General features: G+C 73.3%; 19 protein-coding genes. 7 read left to right on the forward strand and 12 right to left on the reverse strand.

Annotated features, from left to right (window positions below; all coding sequences use genetic code 11):
• Nucleotides 1-78 precede the first annotated feature (78 nt).
• The 5 genes from OG559_RS04735 to OG559_RS04755 form a co-directional block, all read right to left on the reverse strand.
• Nucleotides 79-942: a S1C family serine protease gene (locus OG559_RS04735; RefSeq protein ID WP_405112831.1), complete on the reverse strand. Its 864-nt coding sequence runs from the start codon at nucleotides 940-942 to the stop codon at nucleotides 79-81.
• Between the two features lie 95 nt (nucleotides 943-1,037).
• Entirely contained in the window at nucleotides 1,038-1,997 is a 960-nt protein-coding gene (locus tag OG559_RS04740; RefSeq protein WP_405112833.1) for a VWA domain-containing protein, read from the reverse strand.
• Entirely contained in the window at nucleotides 1,994-3,007 is a 1,014-nt protein-coding gene (locus OG559_RS04745; RefSeq protein ID WP_405116387.1) for a DUF58 domain-containing protein, read from the reverse strand. The genes OG559_RS04740 and OG559_RS04745 overlap by 4 nt, the downstream gene beginning before the upstream one ends.
• A 95-nt stretch (nucleotides 3,008-3,102) precedes the next feature.
• Entirely contained in the window at nucleotides 3,103-4,152 is a 1,050-nt protein-coding gene (locus tag OG559_RS04750; RefSeq protein WP_387016601.1) for an AAA family ATPase, read from the reverse strand.
• A 174-nt stretch (nucleotides 4,153-4,326) separates the two neighbouring features.
• Nucleotides 4,327-4,851 (reverse strand): hypothetical protein, encoded by a 525-nt coding sequence (locus OG559_RS04755; RefSeq protein WP_405112835.1) that lies wholly within the window; start codon nucleotides 4,849-4,851, stop codon nucleotides 4,327-4,329.
• A 428-nt stretch (nucleotides 4,852-5,279) separates the two neighbouring features.
• Between OG559_RS04755 and OG559_RS04760 the strand changes: the two genes are divergently transcribed.
• Entirely contained in the window at nucleotides 5,280-6,221 is a 942-nt protein-coding gene (locus tag OG559_RS04760; protein ID WP_405116389.1) for an endonuclease/exonuclease/phosphatase family protein, read from the forward strand.
• A gap of 65 nt (nucleotides 6,222-6,286) precedes the next feature.
• Here the strand turns inward: OG559_RS04760 and cimA are convergent, their stop codons facing one another.
• On the reverse strand, nucleotides 6,287-7,870 hold the full coding sequence (gene cimA / locus OG559_RS04765; protein ID WP_405112838.1) for a citramalate synthase: 1,584 nt from the start codon (nucleotides 7,868-7,870) through the stop codon (nucleotides 6,287-6,289).
• 372 nt (nucleotides 7,871-8,242) lie between these two features.
• Here cimA and OG559_RS04770 point away from each other — a divergent pair, with 372 nt between their 5' ends.
• The 4 genes from OG559_RS04770 to OG559_RS04785 all read left to right on the forward strand — a co-directional run bounded on the left by OG559_RS04770 (nucleotide 8,243) and on the right by OG559_RS04785 (nucleotide 10,781).
• Entirely contained in the window at nucleotides 8,243-8,803 is a 561-nt protein-coding gene (locus tag OG559_RS04770) for a peroxiredoxin (protein WP_405112841.1), read from the forward strand.
• A gap of 2 nt (nucleotides 8,804-8,805) precedes the next feature.
• Nucleotides 8,806-9,336, forward strand: a complete 531-nt coding sequence (locus tag OG559_RS04775) for a carboxymuconolactone decarboxylase family protein (protein WP_350885845.1) — start codon at nucleotides 8,806-8,808, stop codon at nucleotides 9,334-9,336.
• Nucleotides 9,337-9,497: 161 nt separating this feature from the next.
• Complete coding sequence (locus OG559_RS04780; protein ID WP_405112845.1) at nucleotides 9,498-9,956, forward strand: PRC-barrel domain-containing protein; 459 nt, start codon at nucleotides 9,498-9,500, stop codon at nucleotides 9,954-9,956.
• Between the two features lie 84 nt (nucleotides 9,957-10,040).
• A complete protein-coding gene (locus OG559_RS04785; RefSeq protein ID WP_405112848.1) occupies nucleotides 10,041-10,781 on the forward strand; it encodes a tyrosine-protein phosphatase in 741 nt (246 codons plus the stop codon).
• A 104-nt stretch (nucleotides 10,782-10,885) separates the two neighbouring features.
• On the opposite strand, the gene OG559_RS04790 is transcribed toward OG559_RS04785, so the two are convergent.
• Both OG559_RS04790 and OG559_RS04795 read right to left on the reverse strand, forming a co-directional pair.
• A complete protein-coding gene (locus tag OG559_RS04790; RefSeq protein ID WP_405112850.1) occupies nucleotides 10,886-11,983 on the reverse strand; it encodes a branched-chain amino acid aminotransferase in 1,098 nt (365 codons plus the stop codon).
• A 182-nt stretch (nucleotides 11,984-12,165) separates the two neighbouring features.
• Nucleotides 12,166-13,197: a 3-isopropylmalate dehydrogenase gene (locus tag OG559_RS04795; RefSeq protein ID WP_396669763.1), complete on the reverse strand. Its 1,032-nt coding sequence runs from the start codon at nucleotides 13,195-13,197 to the stop codon at nucleotides 12,166-12,168.
• Between the two features lie 222 nt (nucleotides 13,198-13,419).
• On the opposite strand from OG559_RS04795, the gene OG559_RS04800 reads away from it, so the two are divergent.
• On the forward strand, nucleotides 13,420-14,295 hold the full coding sequence (locus OG559_RS04800; protein WP_405112853.1) for an FAD:protein FMN transferase: 876 nt from the start codon (nucleotides 13,420-13,422) through the stop codon (nucleotides 14,293-14,295).
• Nucleotides 14,296-14,646: 351 nt separating this feature from the next.
• Nucleotides 14,647-15,003, forward strand: a complete 357-nt coding sequence (locus OG559_RS04805; RefSeq protein ID WP_405112855.1) for a hypothetical protein — start codon at nucleotides 14,647-14,649, stop codon at nucleotides 15,001-15,003.
• A gap of 86 nt (nucleotides 15,004-15,089) precedes the next feature.
• Here the strand turns inward: OG559_RS04805 and serA are convergent, their stop codons facing one another.
• The 4 genes from serA to OG559_RS04825 all read right to left on the reverse strand — a co-directional run bounded on the left by serA (nucleotide 15,090) and on the right by OG559_RS04825 (nucleotide 20,417).
• Nucleotides 15,090-16,688 carry a phosphoglycerate dehydrogenase gene (gene serA, locus OG559_RS04810; RefSeq protein WP_396669760.1) on the reverse strand — a complete coding sequence of 533 codons (1,599 nt, stop codon included), beginning with the start codon at nucleotides 16,686-16,688 and terminating at the stop codon, nucleotides 15,090-15,092.
• Nucleotides 16,689-16,954: 266 nt separating this feature from the next.
• A complete protein-coding gene (gene ilvC, locus OG559_RS04815) occupies nucleotides 16,955-17,968 on the reverse strand; it encodes a ketol-acid reductoisomerase (RefSeq protein WP_396669759.1) in 1,014 nt (337 codons plus the stop codon).
• Nucleotides 17,969-18,039: 71 nt separating this feature from the next.
• On the reverse strand, nucleotides 18,040-18,555 hold the full coding sequence (gene ilvN / locus OG559_RS04820) for an acetolactate synthase small subunit (protein ID WP_405112859.1): 516 nt from the start codon (nucleotides 18,553-18,555) through the stop codon (nucleotides 18,040-18,042).
• Nucleotides 18,555-20,417: an acetolactate synthase large subunit gene (locus OG559_RS04825; RefSeq protein ID WP_405112862.1), complete on the reverse strand. Its 1,863-nt coding sequence runs from the start codon at nucleotides 20,415-20,417 to the stop codon at nucleotides 18,555-18,557. Before OG559_RS04825 ends, ilvN begins: the two co-directional genes overlap by 1 nt.
• Nucleotides 20,418-20,594: the final 177 nt, after the last annotated feature.

Raw genomic sequence — 20,594 nt, forward strand, 5'->3', positions numbered from 1 at the left:
GGTCGGGCATGGGTCGCCGAAGGGCCAGGGCCCGGGCCGGGGGTCAGGGGCCGAGGGCCGGGGCCGGGGCCGGTCCGCTCAGCCGCCCTTGCCGATGATGGTGTCGGCGGTCTGTTGTACCTGGTCGATCGGGATGGCGAAGCCGATGCCGATCGAGCCGCTGCCGTCGATGGTGGCGATGGCGGTGTTCACCCCGACCACCTCGCCCCGGGCGTTGACCAGCGGGCCGCCCGAGTTGCCCGGGTTGATCGACGCGTCGGTCTGCACCGCCCGGTGCCGGTTGGTGCCGAGCCGCACCTGGCGATCGAGCGCGCTGACGATGCCCGCGGTGACGGTGCCGGCCAGCCCGAGCGGGGAACCGACCGCGAGCACCGGCTCGCCGACCCGGGTGGCGCCCGGCTTGGCCAGCGGCAGCGGGGCCAGGCCGGCGTCCGGGGGCACCCGGAGCACGGCCAGGTCGCTGCCCGGCTCCCGGCCGACCACCTCGGCGGGGAACCGCCGGCCGTCCGGCAGCTCCACCGTGACCGCTGTCCCGCCGCCCTTGGCCAGGATGTGGTCGTTGGTGATCAGGTGCTGTTGATCGTCGATGGCGAACCCGGAGCCGGTCGCCCCGGCACCGGATGCGCCCCCGACCAGCACCGAGACCACGCCCGGCACGGTCCGCTCGGCGGCGGTGACCAGCTCGGCGGGCACCGGGGCCGCCGACGCCGCCGCCGGGCCCGGCGCGCCGGCCTGGTCGGCGACCCACATGCCGGCCGCCGCACCAGACAGGGTGGACAGGGCGACCACCCCGGCCGCGGCCAGCAGCCGGTCCCGCCAGCCGCGCCGCCCGCCGCCCCCCTCCTGACCGGGTACGTCCCACCGGCCCCGTCCGTCCGGGTCGAGTTCGGGCGAGACGAACCACGGTCCGCGCGGCTCGCCCAGTCCGGTCTGCACTGCCATGCGTGCGCTCCTCACGTCCTTGTCACCGCGGATGTCCGTCTCGGGAACCCGGAAGGGTCGGCGTGCTGACGCGCCGGGACCCCCGCCCGACCGGTTCAGGGCAGCCGGGAGAACCACCGCATCGACCCCGCCGCGGCCCCCATCGCGAGGACCAGCCCGAGCCCGATGAACCGGGCGGAGACGTCCTGCCGCTCCCGGCGGTAGCCGACCGAGGTGCCGATGTCGTCGTAGACCGCCCGCAGCTCCGCGCTGCTGGTCGCCTCGTGGAAGCCGCCCCCGGTGGAGTCGGCGACCGCCCTGAGGGTCTGCCCGTCCACCGGCACCTGGATGGGTCGGCCGCCCCGGTCGACGAACCCGGACGGGGTGCCGAACGAGATGGTGTGCACCGGCACCTTCGCCGCGATTGCCTCGTCGGCGGCCTCCATCGGGTCCATGCCGGAGGTGTTCGCCCCGTCGGAGAGCAGGATGATCCGGGCCGGCGGTGGCTGCTTGGCCGCCTGACTGTCCAGCCCCTTCAACGCGCCGAGCGAGGTGTTGATCGCCTCCCCGATGGCGGTGCCCTGCACGCCGGTGGCACCCTCGGCGAGGCGGTCGATGCCCTCGTGCAGGGCCTCCCGGTCGGTGCCGGGCGGCACCAGCACCGCGGCGCTGCCGGCGAACGCGACCAGCCCCACGTTGAACTCGTCGGGCAGACCGTCGACGAACCGCCGGGCGGCCTGCTTGGCCGCGCTGAGCCGGTCCGGTTCGACGTCGGAGGCGAGCATCGAGGTGGACACGTCCACGGCCACCATGACGGTGGCCCGTTCCCTGGGCACCCGCACCTCGTCGTGCGGCCGGGCGAAGCCCACCACCAGCAGCGCCAGCATGGCCAGGAAGAGACCGGCCGGCAGGTGCCGGCGCCACGCGGGGCGGTGCGGGGCGACCCGGTCGAGCAGCCGCAGGTTGGTGAAGCGGACGGCGTACCGGCTGCGGCGGCGCTGGGCCAGCAGGTAGCCGGCGGCCAGGGCGGCGACCCCGAGCAGCAGCCAGAGCCGGGCGGGTGACTGCCAGCTCACGCGGCACCTCCCCGCGCCGCGCCCGGCACCCGTGCCGGGCCGCCCCCGCTCGCCGCCGGCGCCAGGGCGAGCCGGCGCTGGGCGTGCACGTGCCGGACGATGTCGGCGCACCAGTCCCGGTCGGTGCGCAGCGGCAGGTGGGCCGCCCCGCACCGGCGCAGCGCCTGGCTGATCTGGTCGCGTTGGGCGGCGGCGGCCTCGGCGTACCGCTCGCGCAACCGGGGGTCGCCGGTCCACACCTCCCGCCGCCGGCCGGTCTCCGGGTCGACCAGGGTGATCAGGCCGACGTCCGGCAGCTCCAGCTCACGCGGGTCGGTCACCTGCACGGCGAGCACCTGGTGCCGCACGGCGAGCCGGCGCAGCGGCGCCTCCCAGGGTGGCGGGGCCGCCGGGTCGTCGGGCAGGCCGTCGAGGAAGTCGGAGACCACCACGACCAGGCCCCGTCGGGCGGCGACCCGCCCCACCGCGGCCAGCCCGTCGGTCAGGTCCGGGGGCGCCAGCGGCGCGGTGTCCGGTTCGTACCCGCCGACGCGCGGCGCGGACAGCAGCGTGCGGAGCAGCCCGAGCAGGTGGGTCCGGCCGCTGCGGGCGGGGAACCGGCGCAGCCCGTGCGGGGCCAGCAGTTGGGCGCCGAGCCGGTTGCCGGAGCCGGCGGTGAGGAAGCCGACCGCCGCCACCGCGGCCACCGCCAGCTCGCGCTTGTCCAGTTCGGCGGTGCCGTACTCCATGCTGGGGCTGGCGTCCACCAGCAGCCAGGTGGTCAGCTCCCGGTCGGCGTCGACCTCGCGGACGTGCGGGACGGTGGTCCGGGCGGTGACGGCCCAGTCCATCCGGCGCACCTCGTCCTCGCCTGGCCGGTACTCGCGGCTGCCGGCGACCTCGCTGCCCGGACCGGGCAGCAGCCCGCGGTACTGGCCGTGCAGCAGCCCGTCCAGGCGGCGGGTGACGGTCAGCTCCAGCCGGCGCAGCCGCCCGCCCGGCGCGAGGTCGGCCAGGGTCGGGTCGGCCAGGGTCGGGTCGGCCGGCGGGGCCCCGCTCCACGTCGGCGGGGTTCCGTTCGACGACCGCGTGGTCCCGCCCCGCGCGGGCGGGACGGCGGGGCCCCTCACGCCGCCGCCAGGTCGGTGGCGTACCCGGTGTGGTGGGTGGCGATCCGGGGCGGCGGCACCGCGTCGACCAGCCGGCGCACCACCGCCTCGGCGGAGACCCCGTCGGCGACCGCGTCGAAGGAGAGCACCAGCCGGTGGGCGAGGACGTCCACCGCCAGTTCCCGGACGTCCTCGGGCAGCACGTGGTCCCGGCCGCGCAGCAGCGCCTGGGCCCGGGCGGCGGCGACCAGGCCCAGGGTGGCCCGGGGGCTGGCCCCGTACGCCAGCAGCGGCGCGATCTCGGGCAGCCCGAACCGGCCCGGGTCCCGGGTGGCCAGGATCAGCCGGACGACGTACTCGGCGAGGGCGTGGTGCACGAAGACGTCGCCGGCCCGGCGTTGCAGCGCGCGCAGCCGGCCGGGGTCGAGGACCGGGCGCGGGCTCGGCCGGCCGGCGCTCATCCGGTAGAGGATGGCCAGCTCGTCGGCGTCCCCCGGGTAGTCCACGACGATCTTGAGGAGGAACCGGTCGCGCTGCGCCTCGGGGAGCTGGTACACCCCCTCGGACTCGATCGGGTTCTGGGTGGCGAGCACCAGGAACGGGTCGGGGACGGGCCAGCTCCGCCCGCCGATGGAGACCTGCCGCTCGGCCATCGCCTCGAGCAACGCGGACTGCACCTTGGCCGGGGCCCGGTTGATCTCGTCGGCGAGCAGCAGGTTGGCCATGATCGGGCCGAGCTCGACGTCGAAGCTCTCCTTCGAGGCCCGGTAGATGCGGGTGCCGACGATGTCGGAGGGCACCAGGTCCGGGGTGAACTGGATCCGGGAGAAGGTTCCGCCGACCACGGTGGCGAGGGTGTGCGCGGCGAGCGTCTTGGCCACGCCGGGGACGCCCTCCAGCAGGCAGTGGCCGTTCGCGAGCAGCGCGGTGAGCAGGCGTTCGACGAGCCGATCCTGCCCGACGATCACGCGTTTGACCTCGAAGAGCGTCTGTTGCAGCTCGGCGCCGGTCGGATCGGGATCGACCGGGCTGGGCAGGCTGGCCAGGGTGTCCGAGATGTCCGTCACGGTGCTTGCTTCCCGGGCGGCGGTCCGGCAAACGTCGGAAATTACGCCACTCGGGGGCCCTTTGTCCCCCTGACCGGGGCGACCGTCGCCATCCGCCGCGAAGCACGCCCCGGGTCCGGTAGCGGACGCGACGACGCCGGCCCACCGGGGGCCGGCGTCGTCGGGTGGCACGGGTCAGGGGGTGAACACCGCCAGGTGGAAGGGTCGGTCCGACGGGGCGCCGGTCGAGTCGACCGTCTGCACGAACACGCCGTTCGGCGTGCCGAGCCGCGGCGCGATCGAGACCTCGCCGGCCGGCGGGACGCAGCAGTTGGCGGCATCGCCGACGTTGGCCATGTACGCGCCCCGGACCAGGCTGTGGTTGAAGACGACCTGGTACTGGCCGGGGCCGTACCTGGTCGCGGAGACCGCGTCGTGCCCGCGGAGCAGCACGCCGGCGCCGCTGACCACCGCGAAGGAGGCGGAGCCGGCCACGAACGACGGGCTCACGTCCCGCAGCGCCGCCCTGGCCTGGGCCGCCTCGGCCGGCGTCACCGTCGGCTGGCCCACCCGCGCGGCGGGGCGGGCCCCCGGCTGCCCGGTCTGGGCCGCGGGCTTCGCCGTCGTCGTCTGGGCGACGGCGATGCCGCCACCGGTCAGCGTCAGCGCCAGCACGCTGAACGTGACCGCAGCCGCCCTACCGGAAATGAATCTCGCCATGACAGGTCCCCCTTTTGTTGACCGTGTCGAAACGACCGGCTCGTCAGGCAACGAGTCGGATAGCCTCCGAGCCTGATCGGTGCTTCGTAAAAGCGTCGGCACAGCCGCCGCCGACACATTGACGATGCCGGAAGGCGTGCCGCCACACAAGCTCTGAACAGCTCTTATTGCCGAGAGCACCAGGGCTGGAACCAGGTGGAAACTAGCATCGGGAAAAGTGCAGGGTCAATAGATGACCACGGCGTTTCGGATTTATTCAGGCGATCAAGAAATTGCGAAACGTGAGCGCTCGACAATTCGCGAAAGGCGTCCGGGGCACCGGGCCACCGGGTGATCGGCGAAGGCGCTAACGTGTCGCCGTGAACACGTCCGAGAAGGCGCCGCCCGGATTCGACCGGGGCGCCCGGGTCCGCGCGGGGCTATGCTGGCTGGCCGTGGCGCCCGGGCTGGCCTGGGCGGCGGTCCGGCTGACCGGCCTGGAACGGGGCCCGCTCGTGCAGGCGGTCGCCTTCACCCCGTACGTGGCGGCCTGGTCGCCCGTGCCGCTGCTGCTCGCGCTCGCCCTGCGACGTCGCTGGCCGGCGGCGGTCGCGGCCCTGGTCGCGGTGGCGCTGATCGGGACGGTCGCGCCCCGGGCGCTGCCCGGCGGGCGGCCCGCCGCGCAAGGGCCGGAGCTGCGGCTGCTCACCGCCAACCTGCTGGCCGGCGCGGCCGACGCCCGCGCCGTGGTGGACCTGGTCCGCGCGCACCGGGTCGACGTGCTGACCGTGCAGGAGTTCACCCCGGGCGCGGCAACCGAGTTGGACCGGCTGGGCCTGGCCGGCCTGCTGCCCCACCGGCAGCTCAACCCGCAGGTGGGCACCACCGGCTCGGGCCTCTACGCCCGCTTCCCGATCGCCGGGGGCGGGATCCGGCAGAACCGCGGCGGCTGGGGATTCAGCCAGGCGTACGGCACGGTGCTGCCGCCGGGCGGGCCGCCGGTGCGGATCGAGTCGGCCCACCCGGCGGCCCCGTACGCGGTCGACCAGGTCGGGGCCTGGCGAGCCGACCTGGAGGCGCAGCCGGCCGCCACCCCGACGGCGGGGCTGTCGATCCTGGCCGGGGACTTCAACGCCACCCTCGACCACGCGCCGCTGCGCTCCCTGCTGGCCACCGGGTACGCCGACGCGGCCGACGCGGTCGGTGCCGGGCTCACCGGCACCTGGGGCCCCTACGACGGTGACCTGATCCCGCCGGTGACGATCGACCACGTGCTGGTGGACCGGCGGATCGCCGTCCGGTCGGTGGCGGTGCACCCGCTGCCGGGCAGCGACCACCGCGCGGTCCTGGCGGGGCTGCGGGTGCCCGCCCCACCCCCGACGGGCGGGTGAGCGGGCGGCCCCTGCGCGGCGGGCAGTACGACGCGGTCACCGACCAGCGTGCACCGCGCCCCCGCTCAGACGTGGGCGCGGTCCAGGCCGTAGGTGAGCGCGTCGACGAGGGCGCGCCAGGACGCCTCGACCACGTTCGGATGCACGCCGACGGTCGTCCAGTCCCGGCCCGTCCCGTCGGCGGTCTCCACCAGCACCCGGGTGACCGCGCCGGTGCCGTGGCTGCCCTCCAGGATGCGCACCTTGTAGTCGGCCAGCTCGAAGTCGCGCAGCTCCGGGTAGTGCCGGCACAGGCCGACCCGCAGCGCCTCGTCCAGGGCGTTGATCGGGCCGTTCCCCTCGGCCGTGGCGATCACCCGCTCGCCGCGCACCCGGATCTTGACGGTGGCCTCGGAGACGACCGCGCCGTCCTCGCGGTGCTCGACCAGCACCCGGTACGACTCCAGGGCGAACGGCCGGGTCGGCGCGGCGCCGGGCAGCTCGGAGCGGACCAGCAGTTCGAAGGAGGCGTCGGCGGCCTCGAAGGACCAGCCCTCGGCCTCCAACTCCTTCACCCGGCTGGTCACCTTCGACAGGGTCTCCGGATGGCCGGCCAGGTCCAGGCCCAGCTCGCGGCTCTTCAGCTCGACGCTGGCCCGGCCGGCCATCTCGGTGATCAGGATCCGCATGTCGTTGCCCACCACACGTGGGTCCACGTGGTTGTAGAGCAGCGGATCCACCTTGATCGCGCTCGCGTGCAGCCCCGCCTTGTGGGCGAAGGCGGCGGCCCCGGCGTACGCCTGGTGGGTGTCGGGGGCGATGTTGGCGATCTCGGCGATGGCGTGGGAGACCCGCACCATCTGCTCCAGGCAGCCCTCCGGTAGGACCGGCAGCCCGAGCTTGAGTTGGAGGTTGGCGACGACGGCGAAGATGTCGGCGTTGCCCGGGCGCTCGCCGTACCCGTTGGCGGTGCCCTGGACGTGGCGGACGCCGGCCTCGACGGCCGCGATGGTGTTGGCCACCGCGCAGGCGGTGTCGTTCTGGGCGTGCATGCCGAGCCGCCCGGGATCGACGCCGGTCCGCGCGACCAGGTCGGCGATCGCGGCGGTCACCTGGGAGGGCAGCATCCCGCCGTTGGTGTCGCAGAGCACCATCACCTCGGCGCCGGCGGCCAGGGCGGTCTGGACCACCGCCGCCCCGTACGCCGGGTCGTGCCGGTAGCCGTCGAAGAAGTGCTCGCCGTCGACGAAGACCCGCCGCCCCTCGGCGACGAGGTGGGTCACGGTGTCCCGGATCATCGCCAGGTTCTCGGCGGCGGTGGTGCGCAGCGCCCGCTCGACGTGCCGCAGGTCGGCCTTGGCGACCAGCGCGACGGCCGGGGTCCGCGCGTCCAGCAGCGCCCGGACCTGCGGGTCGTCGGCCACCGCGACGCCCGCCTTGCGGGTCGCCCCGAACGCGACGAGCTGGGCGTGCTTCAGGTCCAGCTCGGTGCGGGCCCGGCGGAAGAACTCGGTGTCCTTGGGCACGGCGCCCGGCCAGCCCCCCTCGATGAAGCCGACCCCGAACTCGTCGAGCAGCCGGGCGACGGCCAGCTTGTCGACCACCGAGTAGGTGAGCCCCTCTCGCTGGGCGCCGTCGCGCAGCGTCGTGTCGTAGACCTGGAACGTCATGGAGGGTCCTCTCGGGCGCGAGTGGGACGGGGCGGCGGGGCGGGGTGGGACCAACAAAAAGACCTCCCGCGGATGCGGGAGGTCTGCGCGCTCGGCGGAGGGAGGCCGGGCGCGCTAGGTGCCGATAATGACGACGCTGCTGGTCACGATCACCACTCTGCCACCCGCCCCACCGTTTTGGGAGGCGCAATCCACATGTCGGGACGGTGACGCAGGGTTGCGATACCTCATCCGCCCCCACCTGCGGGGCAGAACCCGCCGCTGGTGATCGGGTTCACAAGTCACCTGGCCGCCATCAAGGCGAAACACCGCTGCGGCAGTATCTGGAACAGATCCAGTTACCGGCCTCGTGCCGCTGCCAAGGAGGACCCCGTGCTCACTGTCGGTGACCGCTTTCCCGAGTACGAACTCACCGCCTGCGTGTCTCTCGACGCCGACAACGCGTTCGAGTCGATCAACCACAAGTCTCACCAGGGCAAGTGGCGGGTTGTCTTCTTCTGGCCGAAGGACTTCACCTTCATCTGCCCGACGGAGATCGCCGAGTTCGGCCGGCTGAACGGCGAGTTCGCCGACCGGGACGCCCAGGTGCTCGGCGTGTCGGTGGACAACGAGTTCGTCCACTACGCCTGGCGCAAGGACCACCCGGACCTGCGCGAGCTGCCGTTCCCCATGCTCAGCGACATCAAGCGCGAGCTGACCGCCGACTGCGGCGTGCTCGGCGAGGACGGCGTGGCCCAGCGCGCCACCTTCATCGTCGACCCGGACAACGAGATCCAGTTCGCCATGGTGACCGCCGGCTCGGTCGGCCGGAACGTCTCCGAGGTGCTGCGGGTGCTCGACGCGCTGCAGACCGACGAGCTGTGCCCGTGCAACTGGAACAAGGGCGGCGACACCCTCGACGCCAACAAGCTGCTCGCTGGCGCCGGGGTCTGACGATGGGTCTCGACGCGGTCAAGGCGGCCCTGCCGGAGTACGCCAAGGACATCAAGCTCAACCTCGGCTCCACCGTCGGCGCCTCGACGCTCAAGCCGGAGCAGGCCTGGGGCACCGCGCTGGCCTGCGCCGTCGCGGCGCGCAACCCGGTGGTGCTTCGGGAGATCGCCGCCGAGGCCGCCGGCCACCTCACCCCCGAGGCGGTCGAGGCTGCCAAGGGCGCCGCCACGATCATGGCCATGAACAACGTCTACTACCGGGCCAAGCACCTCATCGGCGACGACCAGTACGCGTCGATGCCGGCCCGGCTGCGGATGCAGATCATCGCCCGACCGGGTGTGGAGAAGGGCGACTTCGAACTCTGGTGCCTCGCCGTCTCGGCGATCACCGGCTGCGGCGTCTGCCTGGAGTCGCACGAGAAGACGCTGCGCGGGGCCGGCTTCACCCGCGAGCAGGTGCACGAGGGACTGCGGATCGCCGCCGTGGTGCACGCCGCCGCGGTGGCGCTCGACGCGCAGGCCGCGCTGGCCTGAGCCCGCCGCCCCGACTCCGCCGACGCCGCTACCGCGGTACCGGCGGAGTCGGCGTTTCCGGCGGTACGTGTGTAGGGGCCGACTCGGCTGGGTAGGTGTATTTCGGACACGAGAACATCCCCTCTCCCAGGCGACTACGACAGTCGAGGCAGGAGCACCCCATGGACAGGCTCGATCCGCACACCACACACGGCACGCCGGAGCCCCTGACCCACGGCGGGCAGGGTTCGGTCGCCGGCGGCGCCCCCGCCGGCGCGTTCGACCCGTGGAGCTACCGCGACCGGGCGTCGGCGGCCGACGCCGACCTGGTCGGCTACAAGGTCGAGGCCACCGACGGCGGCATCGGCAAGATCGACAGCGCGAGTCACGAGGTCGGCAGCAGCTACCTCGTGGTCGACACCGGCCCGTGGATCTTCGGCAAGAAGGTGATGCTGCCGGCCGGCACGGTCAATCACGTCGACCACGACGAGCGCAAGGTGCACGTCGACCGCGACAAGGACCAGATCAAGGCCGCGCCCGAGTACGACGAGGACAGCCACAGCGACCCGGCGTACCGGGACAAGCTCGGCGGTTACTACGACGAGAGCTACGGCAACCTGCCCCCGGGCACCGCTCGCTGAGCGGGGCCGCCGGCCCGGCCGGCGGGGCTCGGTTCACCGTCACGGCCGGTGGGGTTCACCCCCACCGGCCGTTACCGTGGCAGGGTGGACGCGATCGAGGTAAACCGCAGAATCCCCTTCTCCGCGATGTTCAACTTCCGTGATGTCGGCGGCTATCCGGCGGGCGACGGGCGCACCGTCGCCTTGGGACGGCTCTACCGCTCGGACTCACCGCACCGGATCGACGGCGCCGACCGGGACGCCTTCGTCGCCCTCGGCGTCCGCACCGTGATCGACCTGCGCCGCCCGGACGAGGTGGCCCGGGACGGCCGGGTGCCGGAGCTGGACGGGCTCACCTACCGGCACATCCACCCGGAGCACACCCCGTGGGCGGAGTCGCAGTACGAGCCCGGCTCGAGCCTGGCCCGTTACCTCGCCGACCGGTACGCCGCCCTCGCCGGGACCGGCGCCGCCGGGCTGGCCGAGGCGGTCGGGCTGATCGCCGACGGCGCCGCCGCCCCGGTCGTCGTGCACTGCGTGGCCGGCAAGGACCGCACCGGCATCGTCTGCGCGCTGACCCTCTCGGTGCTCGGCGTGAGCGACGCCGACATCGTCGCCGACTACGCGCTGAGCACGGAGGCGTCGGCGCGGTTCAGCGCCTGGGTGGCCGCCACCACCCCCGAGGCCGAGGAACTCCCCGCGCCGTTCCTGGCGTCCCCGGCCGAGGCGATGTCGCTGTTCCTGACCGAGCTGCGCGCGGGACACGGCTCCGTCGAGGAGTACCTGCGGCACGCCGGCGTCACCGACGCCCAACTCACCGCCCTCCGCGACCACCTGCTGGACTGACCTCCGACCCGGCCGCTCCCCCGACCCGGCGACGGCCGCCGGGCGCGGTGGGGGCACCGAGAGATGCCCGGGGCGGCGGGCGCCCCGGGCATCGGAGCCGGTGCTCAGAGGACCCGGGTGACCCAGCCGTGCGGGTCGGCGGCCCGGCCGCGCTGGACGTCCACCAACCGTCGGTGCAGGTCGGTGGTCACCCGGCCCGGCTCGCCGCCGCCGACGAGGAACTCGCCGTCGGAGAAGCGGACCTTGCCGATCGGCGTGACCACGGCCGCGGTGCCGCAGGCGAAGGCCTCGCGCAGCCGACCGCTGGCCGCGTCGGCCTGCCAGTCGGCGAAGCTGACCGGCCGCTCCTCGACCCGGTGGCCGGCCTCGGCGGCCAGGGTGAGGATCGCGTCGCGGGTGATGCCCGGCAGGATGGTGCCGGTCAGCGGCGGGGTGACCAGGGTGTCATCGTCGTAGACGAAGAAGACGTTCATCCCGCCCAGCTCGTCGACGAAGCGGCGCTCCACGGCGTCGAGGAAGACCACCTGGTCGCAGCCGGCCTCGATCGCCTCGGCCTGGGCGGCCAGCGAGGCGGCGTAGTTGCCACCGCACTTGGCCGCGCCGGTGCCGCCCGGGGCCGCGCGGGTGTAGTCCGGCGACACCCACACCGTCACCGGCTTGACCCCGCCGGAGAAGTACGCCCCCGCCGGGGAGGCGATGACCACGTAGAGATATTCGTTGGCCGGGCGGACGCCGAGGAAGACCTCGCTGGCGAACATGAACGGTCGCAGGTAGAGGCTGCTCCCGTCGCCCTCGGGGATCCACTCCCGGTCGATCTCGACCAGCCGGCGCAGCGACTCGACGAACGTCTCCGGCGGCAGCTGCGGCATCGCCATCCGGCGGGCCGACTCGGCGAACCGGGTGGCGTTGGCCTCCGGCCGGAACATGGTCACCGCGCCGTCGCCGGTGCGGTAGGCCTTGAGGCCCTCGAAGATCTCCTGCGCGTAGTGCAGCACCGCGGCGGCCGGATCCATCGGGATCGGCGCACGCGCCTCGATCCGGGCGTCGTACCAGCCCTTGCCGTCCGCGTACCGGATGGTGACCATGTGGTCGGTGAAGACCCGGCCGAAGCCCGGGTTCGCGAGCAGGGCGGCCCGGTCCGCGGCGGATACCGGCGTGGAATTCGGACGGATCTCGAAGTCGAGCATGTCACCACCGCTCATCGCGCGGACCTCCCTGGGACGACGGCGGCCGGGACCGCACGCCGGATTCACTGGTTCCAGCAATTTACCCCGAACGGTCGTTCAGCGGGTAGCCGCGTACCGGCGGGACGGACGCCCCGAACGGGCGTTCCGGCTGTTCAGACGACCCTTCCTCGGGGCATCGGGGCGGGGCGGAGCCGCCGTCAGGCCGCCGCGTGCGCGGCGAGGCGGTCGCCCACCTCGGCGGTGCGCAACGGTACGCCCGGGGCGCGGCCGGCCAGCTCCGCGCCGACAGCGGCGGTCACCCGCGTCGCGGCGTCGGCGTGCCCGAGCTGGTCGAGCAGCAGGGCGGCGGAGAGCACGGCGGCCACCGGGTCGGCGATGCCCTGGCCGGCGATGTCCGGCGCGGAGCCGTGCACCGGCTCGAACATCGACGGGTACGCCCCGGTGGGGTTGATGCAGCCGCTGGCGGCCAGCCCGATGCCACCGGTGACCGCGGCGGCGATGTCGGTGAGGATGTCGCCGAAGAGGTTGTCGGTGACCACCACGTCGTACCGCTGGGGCTGGGTGACCAGGAACATCGCGGCGGCGTCGACGTGCTGGTACTCCGTGGCCACGTCCGGGTGCTCGGCGGCCACGGCCGCGAAGGCGCGGGCCCACAGCGACCCGGCGTGGGTCAGCACGTTGGTCTTGTGCACCAGGGTGACCTTGCGCCGCTCGCGGCGGGACGCCCGGGCGAACGCGTCGCGGATGACCCGCTCCACCCCGTGCCGGGTGTTCAGGCTCTCCTCGGTGGCCACCTCGGCCGGGGTGTCCCGGTGCAGCGAGCCGCCCGCGCCGGCATAGAGCCCCTCGGTGCCCTCCCGGACCACGACCAGGTCGACCTCGCCGGGCTTGACGGTGGCCAGCGGGCCGGCGACGCCGGGCCACAGCCGCGACGGGCGCAGGTTCACGTACTGGTCGAAGGCGAACCGGAGCTTGAGCAGCAGGCCGCGCTCCAGCACGCCCGGCGGGACGCTCGGGTCGCCGACCGCGCCGAGCAGGATCGCGTCGTGCCCGGCCAGCTCGGTCAGGACGGAGTCCGGCAGCACCTCGCCGGTGCGGTGGTAACGGGCCGCACCGAGGTCGTACTCGGTGGTCTCCACCCCGGGGAGCACGGCGTCGACGACCTTGAGGGCCTGCGCGACCACCTCGGATCCGATCCCGTCCCCGGCCACCACCGCGATCCGTGCCACGTCGTGAGCTCCCTCGCCTCGTCGTCTTCCGCAACGGTACGACTCTGTCCCGCCTCCCGGTACGATGCTTCCGCATTCTGGGAATTGGAACGCACAGCAGGCTCCCAGGTGGGATTCATGGTGCGGCCAACTTCGCTGCTTAGGGTCGGTGGTGAACGGGTCACGGGGCCCGGACGGGATTCGTCGCGGCGCTGCGGCGCCGTCAGCGAAGGAGCAACTGCCATGCGGATCGAGGAACAGCCCCGGCACCGGTGGGTCGACGAGCAGCCCCGCACGCAGTGGGTGGACCAGTCGACATTCGCCAGCCGCCGCCCCGACCTGCGCCTGGGCAGCCGCACCCACCGCCTCGACCGGGCCGGTGGCACTGCCGTCGACCGGATCGCCGTGCAGCACACCGTCGGCACCAGCACGGCCGAGTACTCCCTGCTGCTCAACGCCCCGAGCTGGTTGGGCCGGCGCGGGGTGGGCGAGGCGCTCGCCGACGCCGTCGCCGAGCTGCGCGCCATCGACCTCACCTACGGCCCGACCCGGCGCGACAGCCTCGTCTCCCGGCTGCGCCGGGGGGAGATCAGCCCCGAGTCGTACCCACCGCTGGCCGACCTGGTGGACCGGTGCGCCGCCATGCGGGCGGCGACCGACGGCTGGTTCGACGCGTGGGCGGTGCCCGGCGGCTTCGACCCGGGCGGCCTGCTCGGCGGCTGGGCGGTGGAGCGGGCCGCGGCCCGGCTGCGCGCCGCCGGCATCCACGACTACGCCGTGCTCACCGGCGCCGACCTGGTGGTACGCGGGCACGCCGCGCACGGCGGCCCGTGGCGGGTGGCCGTGCACCACCCGACCGACTCCCGCCGGCCTCCGCTCGTGCTGGAGATGACGGCCGGCGCGGTGGGCACCTCCGGGGTGACCGGGCGGCGGGGGCACGTGGTCGACCCGCACACCGGGGAGCCCGCCGACCAGCTCGACGCCGCCACGGTGATCGGGCCGGACCTGGCGGTGGCCGACGCCTACGCCACCGCGCTCTACGCCGCGGGCCCGGCGGGGCTGGACTGGTTCCGCGACGGGTCGGACTACCGGGCACTGTTCGCGCACCGCCGCCGCTGAGATCCGACCGGGCCACCCTCGGCGGCCGGTCTTCGCATCCCGGCCGTGGGTGACCCGCGATCGGCCCCCACGGTCTCGGCAACGGCCGTGGGGGCCGGTCAGCGACGAGTGCGCGTGGCTCGCGCAATCGAGGGGTGCGGACCCGGGCCGGGGCGGACGTCAACCACGTCACCCGAAGACGGGCCGACGCCGAACTCAACCAGTGACCGCACGAGTACGCTAGCGAATCGCCGTAACTCGATGCAAGGGTCTCCACAGCGGACCGTCTCCGAAGGACACTCGGAAGTTTCGCGACTGACCTGCGGCGGGGTCACGGTGACTTCCCCGGCCCGGGATGGCACGCTGTCCGCCGTGAGTTTCGATCTGAGCGTGTGGGCCCTCCCGGACAGGGCCACGCCCATGGACGTGCGGGCAGCGGTGCAACTGTGCCGACAGGGGCAGCACTACGACCGCTACCCGGACCCACGGGTCGTCGCCTTCTACCGGGCGATCACCGCCCGCTATCCGGACCGACCGGCGGGCCCGGGTTCCCCGTGGGTGGTCGCGCCCCTGCACGCGGCCAACGACCACATCGAGATGAACCTCAACCCGGCCTGCGAGGACCAGGTGCTGCTCGACATCGAGCGGCTGGCCGGCGAGTGCCACCTGATGCTGTTCGACTACCAGGACGGCTCGGTCTACCCGCCACCCGCCCCGGCGCGCCGCTGACCGGTCGACGGCGAGGGGCCCGGCCGTTCGGCCGGGCCCCCGATCCGTCCTGTGTGGACGCCGTGTCACTCGGTTCCTGGATGGACCTACTCGTCGCGCAGGTCGGCGGCGCTGGCCGAGGTCGCGCCGATCGAGTCAGCCGCGGAGGTGAGCAGGTCCGCGCCGAGCGCCTGGTCGACCGTGAGGGTCATCAGCGTCTCACCACCGGCCTCCCGACGGGCCACCTGCATCGCCGCGATGTTGATACCGGCCTCGCCGAGCAGGGTGCCGACGGTGCCGACCACGCCCGGCCGGTCCGCGTAGCGCAGGAAGAGCAGGATGCCCTCCGCGCCGATCTCCACGTCGAAGCCGTCGACCTCGGTGAGCTTGAGGATGTCGCGGGCACCGGTGTGGGCGACCGTGCCGGAGACGCTGACCGTGCGGCCGTCCGGCAGCGCGCCGCGGACGGTCACCAGGGTCTGGTGCTCGGCGGTCTCGGCCAGGCTGGCGAGGTTGACCTCGACGCCACGCTCGGCGGCCAGGTGCGGCGCGTTGACGTAGGTGACCTGCTCCTCGACCACGGAGCTGAACAGCCCCTTGGTGGCCGCGAGCTTGAGCACCGAGACGTCGTGGTTCACGACTCCCCCGCGCACCTCGACGGTGACGCTGGCGGCCACCCCGCCGGCCACGGCGGTGAACGCCCGGCCGAGCTTCTCGGCCAGCGGCAGCAGCGGGCGGACGTCCTCGGCGACCACGCCGCCGGCCTGCACGTTGACCGCGTCCGGCACGAACTCGCCCTGCAACGCCAGCTTCACGCTCCTGGCCACGGCCAGGCCGGCCTTGTCCTGCGCCTCGGCGGTGGAGGCGCCCAGGTGCGGGGTGGCCACCACGTTGTCGAAGGCGAACAGCGGCGAGGAGGTGCACGGCTCCTTGACGTACACGTCGACGCCGGCACCGCCCACCCGGCCCTCGGCGAGCGCGTCGGCGAGGGCCTGCTCGTCGATCAGTCCGCCACGGGCGGCGTTGACGATCCGCACGCCCGGCTTGACGATCGCCAGTTCCTTCTCGCCGATCAGGCCCACGGTCTCCGGGGTCTTCGGCAGGTGGATCGAGATGAAGTCGCTCTCCCGCAGCAGCTCCTCCAGCCCGACCAGGCGCACCCCGAGCTGCGCCGCGCGGGCCGGCTGGATGTACGGGTCGTACGCGATCAGCCGGGTGCCGAAGGCGGCGATCCGGGACGCGAAGAGCACCCCGATCCGGCCGAGGCCGACCACGCCCACGGTCTTGCCCTGCACCTCGACGCCGGTGTACTTGGACCGCTTCCACTCGCCGGCCTTCAGCGCGGCGCTGGCGCTTGCGGTGTTGCGGGCCACGGCCAGCAGCAGCGCGACGGCCTGCTCGGCGGCGGAGACGATGTTGGAGGTGGGGGCGTTGACGACCATGACGCCCCGCGCGGTGGCAGCCGGCACCTCGACGTTGTCCAGACCCACGCCGGCCCGGGCCACCACCTTCAGCCGCGGGGCGGCGGCGATCGCCTCGGCGTCGATCTGCGTGGCGCTGCGCACGATCACCGCGTCGGCCTCGGAGAGCGCGGAGAGCAGGGCCTGACGGTCGGTGCCGTCGACGTGACGGACGTCGAAGTCGTGGGCGAGCACCTCGATGGCGGCGGGGGCGAGTTCTTCGGCGATCAGTACGACAGGAGTCATCGGTCCTCGTAGAGGTCGTGTGGCGGTCGGCCGGGACGTGGGGGCGCCGCGCTGCGCCCTGCGCCGAGTCGTGCCATGGCCGTCAGGTGGCGGCTACGCACCTACCCGCGATGTTAGGGCGCGGGCCGGCCGGCGTGCCCCGGACTGCGGGGTGAGGGCCCTCACAAACCCGACATGTCAGCGGGGTTACGGACAGGTGAGAAGACAGCGGCGACCCACCCGGCGCCGGGTGGGCGTCGGGCGGGTCGCCGCTGTCCACGCCGGGGTCAGGCGGTCTCGGTGATCGGCCGGTCGACCCAGCTCATCATGGACCGCAGCTTCTGACCGGTCTCCTCGATCGGGTGCGCCGCGCCCTCGGCCTGCCACTTGGTGAAGTTCGGCCGGCCCGCCTCGTCCTCAGCCACCCACTCGCGGGCGAACTCGCCGGACTGGACCTCGGAGAGGATCTTGCGCATCTCCTCCTTGACCCGGGCGTCGACGACGCGCGGGCCACGGGAGAGGTCGCCGTACTCGGCGGTGTCGGAGATGCTGTAGCGCATCTTCGCGATGCCGCCCTCGTACATCAGGTCGACGATCAGCTTCAGCTCGTGCAGGCACTCGAAGTAGGCCACCTCGGGGGCGTAGCCCGCCTCGGTGAGCACCTCGAACCCGGTCTGCACCAGGGCCGCCGCGCCGCCGCAGAGCACCGCCTGCTCGCCGAAGAGGTCGGTCTCCGTCTCCTCCTTGAAGGTGGTCCGGATCACGCCGGCCCGGGTGCCGCCGATCCCCTTCGCGTAGGCCAGGGCCAACGCGAGGGCGGTGCCGGTGGCGTCCTGCTCGACGGCGACCAGGCAGGGCACGCCCTTGCCGTCGACGTACTGGCGGCGGACCAGGTGACCCGGGCCCTTCGGGGCGACCATCGCGACGTCCACGTCGGCCGGCGGCTTGATCAGGTCGTACCGGATGTTGAAGCCGTGGCCGAAGAGGATGGCCTTGCCGGGCGCCAGATTCGGCGCGATCGCCTCCGTGTAGAGGGTCCGCTGGGCGGTGTCCGGGGCCAGGATCATGATCACGTCGGCCTCGGCCGCGGCCTCCGCCGGGGTGAGCACCCGCAGGCCCTGCTCCTCGGCCTTGGGCCGGCTCTTCGAGCCCGCCGGCAGGCCGATCACCACGTCGACGCCGGAGTCCCGCAGCGACAGCGCGTGGGCGTGGCCCTGGCTGCCGTACCCGATCACCGCCACCTTCTTGGCCTGGATCAGGCCCAGGTCGGCATCGTCGTCGTAGTACACCTCAACGCTCATTGACTTCCCTTTCGTACGGCGGCCCGGGCGGCCCGTCGTGGCTTGTGCGGGTGGTGTGGCGGGCAAGGGGCTCAGGCGGCCCTCAGCGCCGGGCCGGCGGTGATCGAACGCGAGCCGCGCCCGATCGCCACCGTGCCGGACTGGACCATCTCCTTGATCCCGAACGTTTCGAGGTCGCGCAGCAGCGCGTCCAGCTTGTCGGGGGTGCCGGTGGCCTCGATCGTCAGCGTGTCGGGCGCGACGTCGACCACCCGGGCGCGGAACAGGCTGACCGTCTCGAGCACCTGGCCACGGATGGCCCGGTCGGCGCGGACCTTGACCAGCAGCAGTTCCCGGGCGACCGAGACCTGCGGGTCCAGCTCGACGATCTTGAGCACGTTGACCAGCTTGTTGAGCTGCTTGGTGACCTGCTCCAGGGGGGACGACTCGGCGTTGACCACGATGGTGATCCGGGAGACGTCCGGGTTCTCGGTCTCGCCGACGGCGAGACTGTCGATGTTGAAGCCGCGCCGGGAGAACAGCCCGGAGACCCGGGCCAGGACGCCCGGCTTGTTCTCCACGAGCACGGACAGGGTGTGCAGGTTCATTAGATATCGTCCTCGTCGAAGGTCGGGCGGACGCCGCGGGCGAACATGATCTCGTCGTTGCTGGTGCCGGCGGCCACCATCGGCCAGACCATCGCGTCCTTGCCGACCACGAAGTCGATCACGACGGGGGCATCGTTGATCGCCATCGCCGCCTCGATGGTGGAGTCCACGTCGGCCGCGCTCTCGCAGCGCAGGCCGACACAGCCGAGCGCCTCGGCGAGCTTGACGAAATCAGGGATGCGGTGCTTGTGGGTGCCCAACTCGGTGTTCGAGTACCGCTCGTTGTAGAACAGCGTCTGCCACTGCCGGACCATGCCGAGGTTGCCGTTGTTGATCACGGCGATCTTGACCGGGATGCCCTCCAGCGCGCAGGTGGCCAGCTCCTGGTTGGTCATCTGGAAGCAGCCGTCGCCGTCCACCGCCCAGACCACCGTGTCCGGCCTGCCCACCTTGGCCCCCATGGCGGCCGGGACCGCGTAGCCCATGGTGCCGAGGCCGCCGGAGTTGAGCCAGGTGCCCGGCCGCTCGTACGAGATGAACTGCGACGCCCACATCTGGTGCTGGCCGACGCCGGCGACGTAGACGGCCTCCGGCCCGGCGATCTTCCCGAGCCGCTCGATCACGTACTGCGGGGAGAGGGAGCCGTCGGCCGACTCCTCGTAGCCCAGCGGGTACCGCTTGCGCAGCTCGTCGAGCTGGGCCCACCAGTCGCCGAGGTCGGCCGGCCGGCCGGCGGACCGCTCGGTGGTGACCGCGGCGATCAGCTCGTCGATCACGTGCCGGGCGTCGCCGACGATCGGCACGTCCGCGTGCCGGTTCTTGCCGATCTCGGCCGGGTCGATGTCGGCGTGCACGACGGTCGCGTCCGGGGCGAACGAGTCCAGCTTGCCGGTGACCCGGTCGTCGAACCGGGCGCCGAGCGCCACGATCAGGTCCGACTTCTGCAGGCCGTAGACCGCCGACACGGTGCCGTGCATGCCCGGCATGCCCAGGTGCTGCGGGTGTGAGTCGGGGAACGCCCCGAGCGCCATCAGCGTGGTGACCACCGGGATGCCGGTCAGCTCGGCCAGCCGACGCAGCCCGTCCGTGGCGCCGGCCTTGAGCACCCCGCCGCCGACGTAGAGCACCGGCCGGCGGGCCGAGGTCATCAGCCGGGCGGCCTCCCGGATCTGCTTGCCGTGCGGGTGCAGGGTCGGCCGGTACCCGGGCAGGTCCAGCGTCGGCGGCCAGGAGAAGGTGGTCTGCGCCTGGAGGACGTCCTTCGGGATGTCCACCAGCACCGGGCCGGGGCGACCGGTCGAGGCCAGGTGGAACGCCTCGGCGAGCACCTGCGGGATCTCCTCCGGCGTCTGCACCAGGAAGTTGTGCTTGGTGATCGGCAGGGTGATGCCCTGGATGTCGGCCTCCTGGAAGGCGTCCGTGCCGATCGACGGCCGGGCCACCTGACCGGTGATCGCCACCATGGCCACCGAGTCCATGTACGCGTCGGCGATCGGGGTGACCAGGTTCGTCGCGCCGGGGCCGGAGGTGGCCATGCAGACCCCGACCTTGCCGGTGGCCTGGGCGTACCCGGTGGCCGCGTGTCCGGCGCCCTGCTCGTGCCGGACCAGGATGTGCCGGACGGTGGAGTCGTAGAGCGGGTCGTACGCCGGGAGGATCGCCCCGCCCGGAATGCCGAAGACGACGTCGACGCCGAGCGCCTCCAGGGACCGCACGAGCGACCCGGCTCCGGAGATCTGCGCGGGCGCGGGCTGCCGTACCGCCGGGGCGGACGGCGCGACCTGGTCGGCGGTCGCCGGCTCGGCGCCGGCACGGGTCCGGCGGGCGGAGTGGGCGAGGGTCTCTGGCGTGGGTCTCGTCATGGCGGTTCAGGCCTTCGGCTGGAGTGGCTGATGCTCTTCAGGCGGTGCAACGCGGGCGGGGCACACCCGGATGGGTCCGACGGCAATAAAAACGGCCCTCGTGCAGATGCACGGGGCCAGCGCACTCTCGATGACGGAGAGTGCGCTCAGGTAAGTACTCGCGGAGAGGTCGACGGC

Origin of the sequence: Micromonospora sp. NBC_01405 (assembly GCF_045040155.1) — a bacterium.
Lineage (GTDB): Bacteria > Actinomycetota > Actinomycetes > Mycobacteriales > Micromonosporaceae > Micromonospora.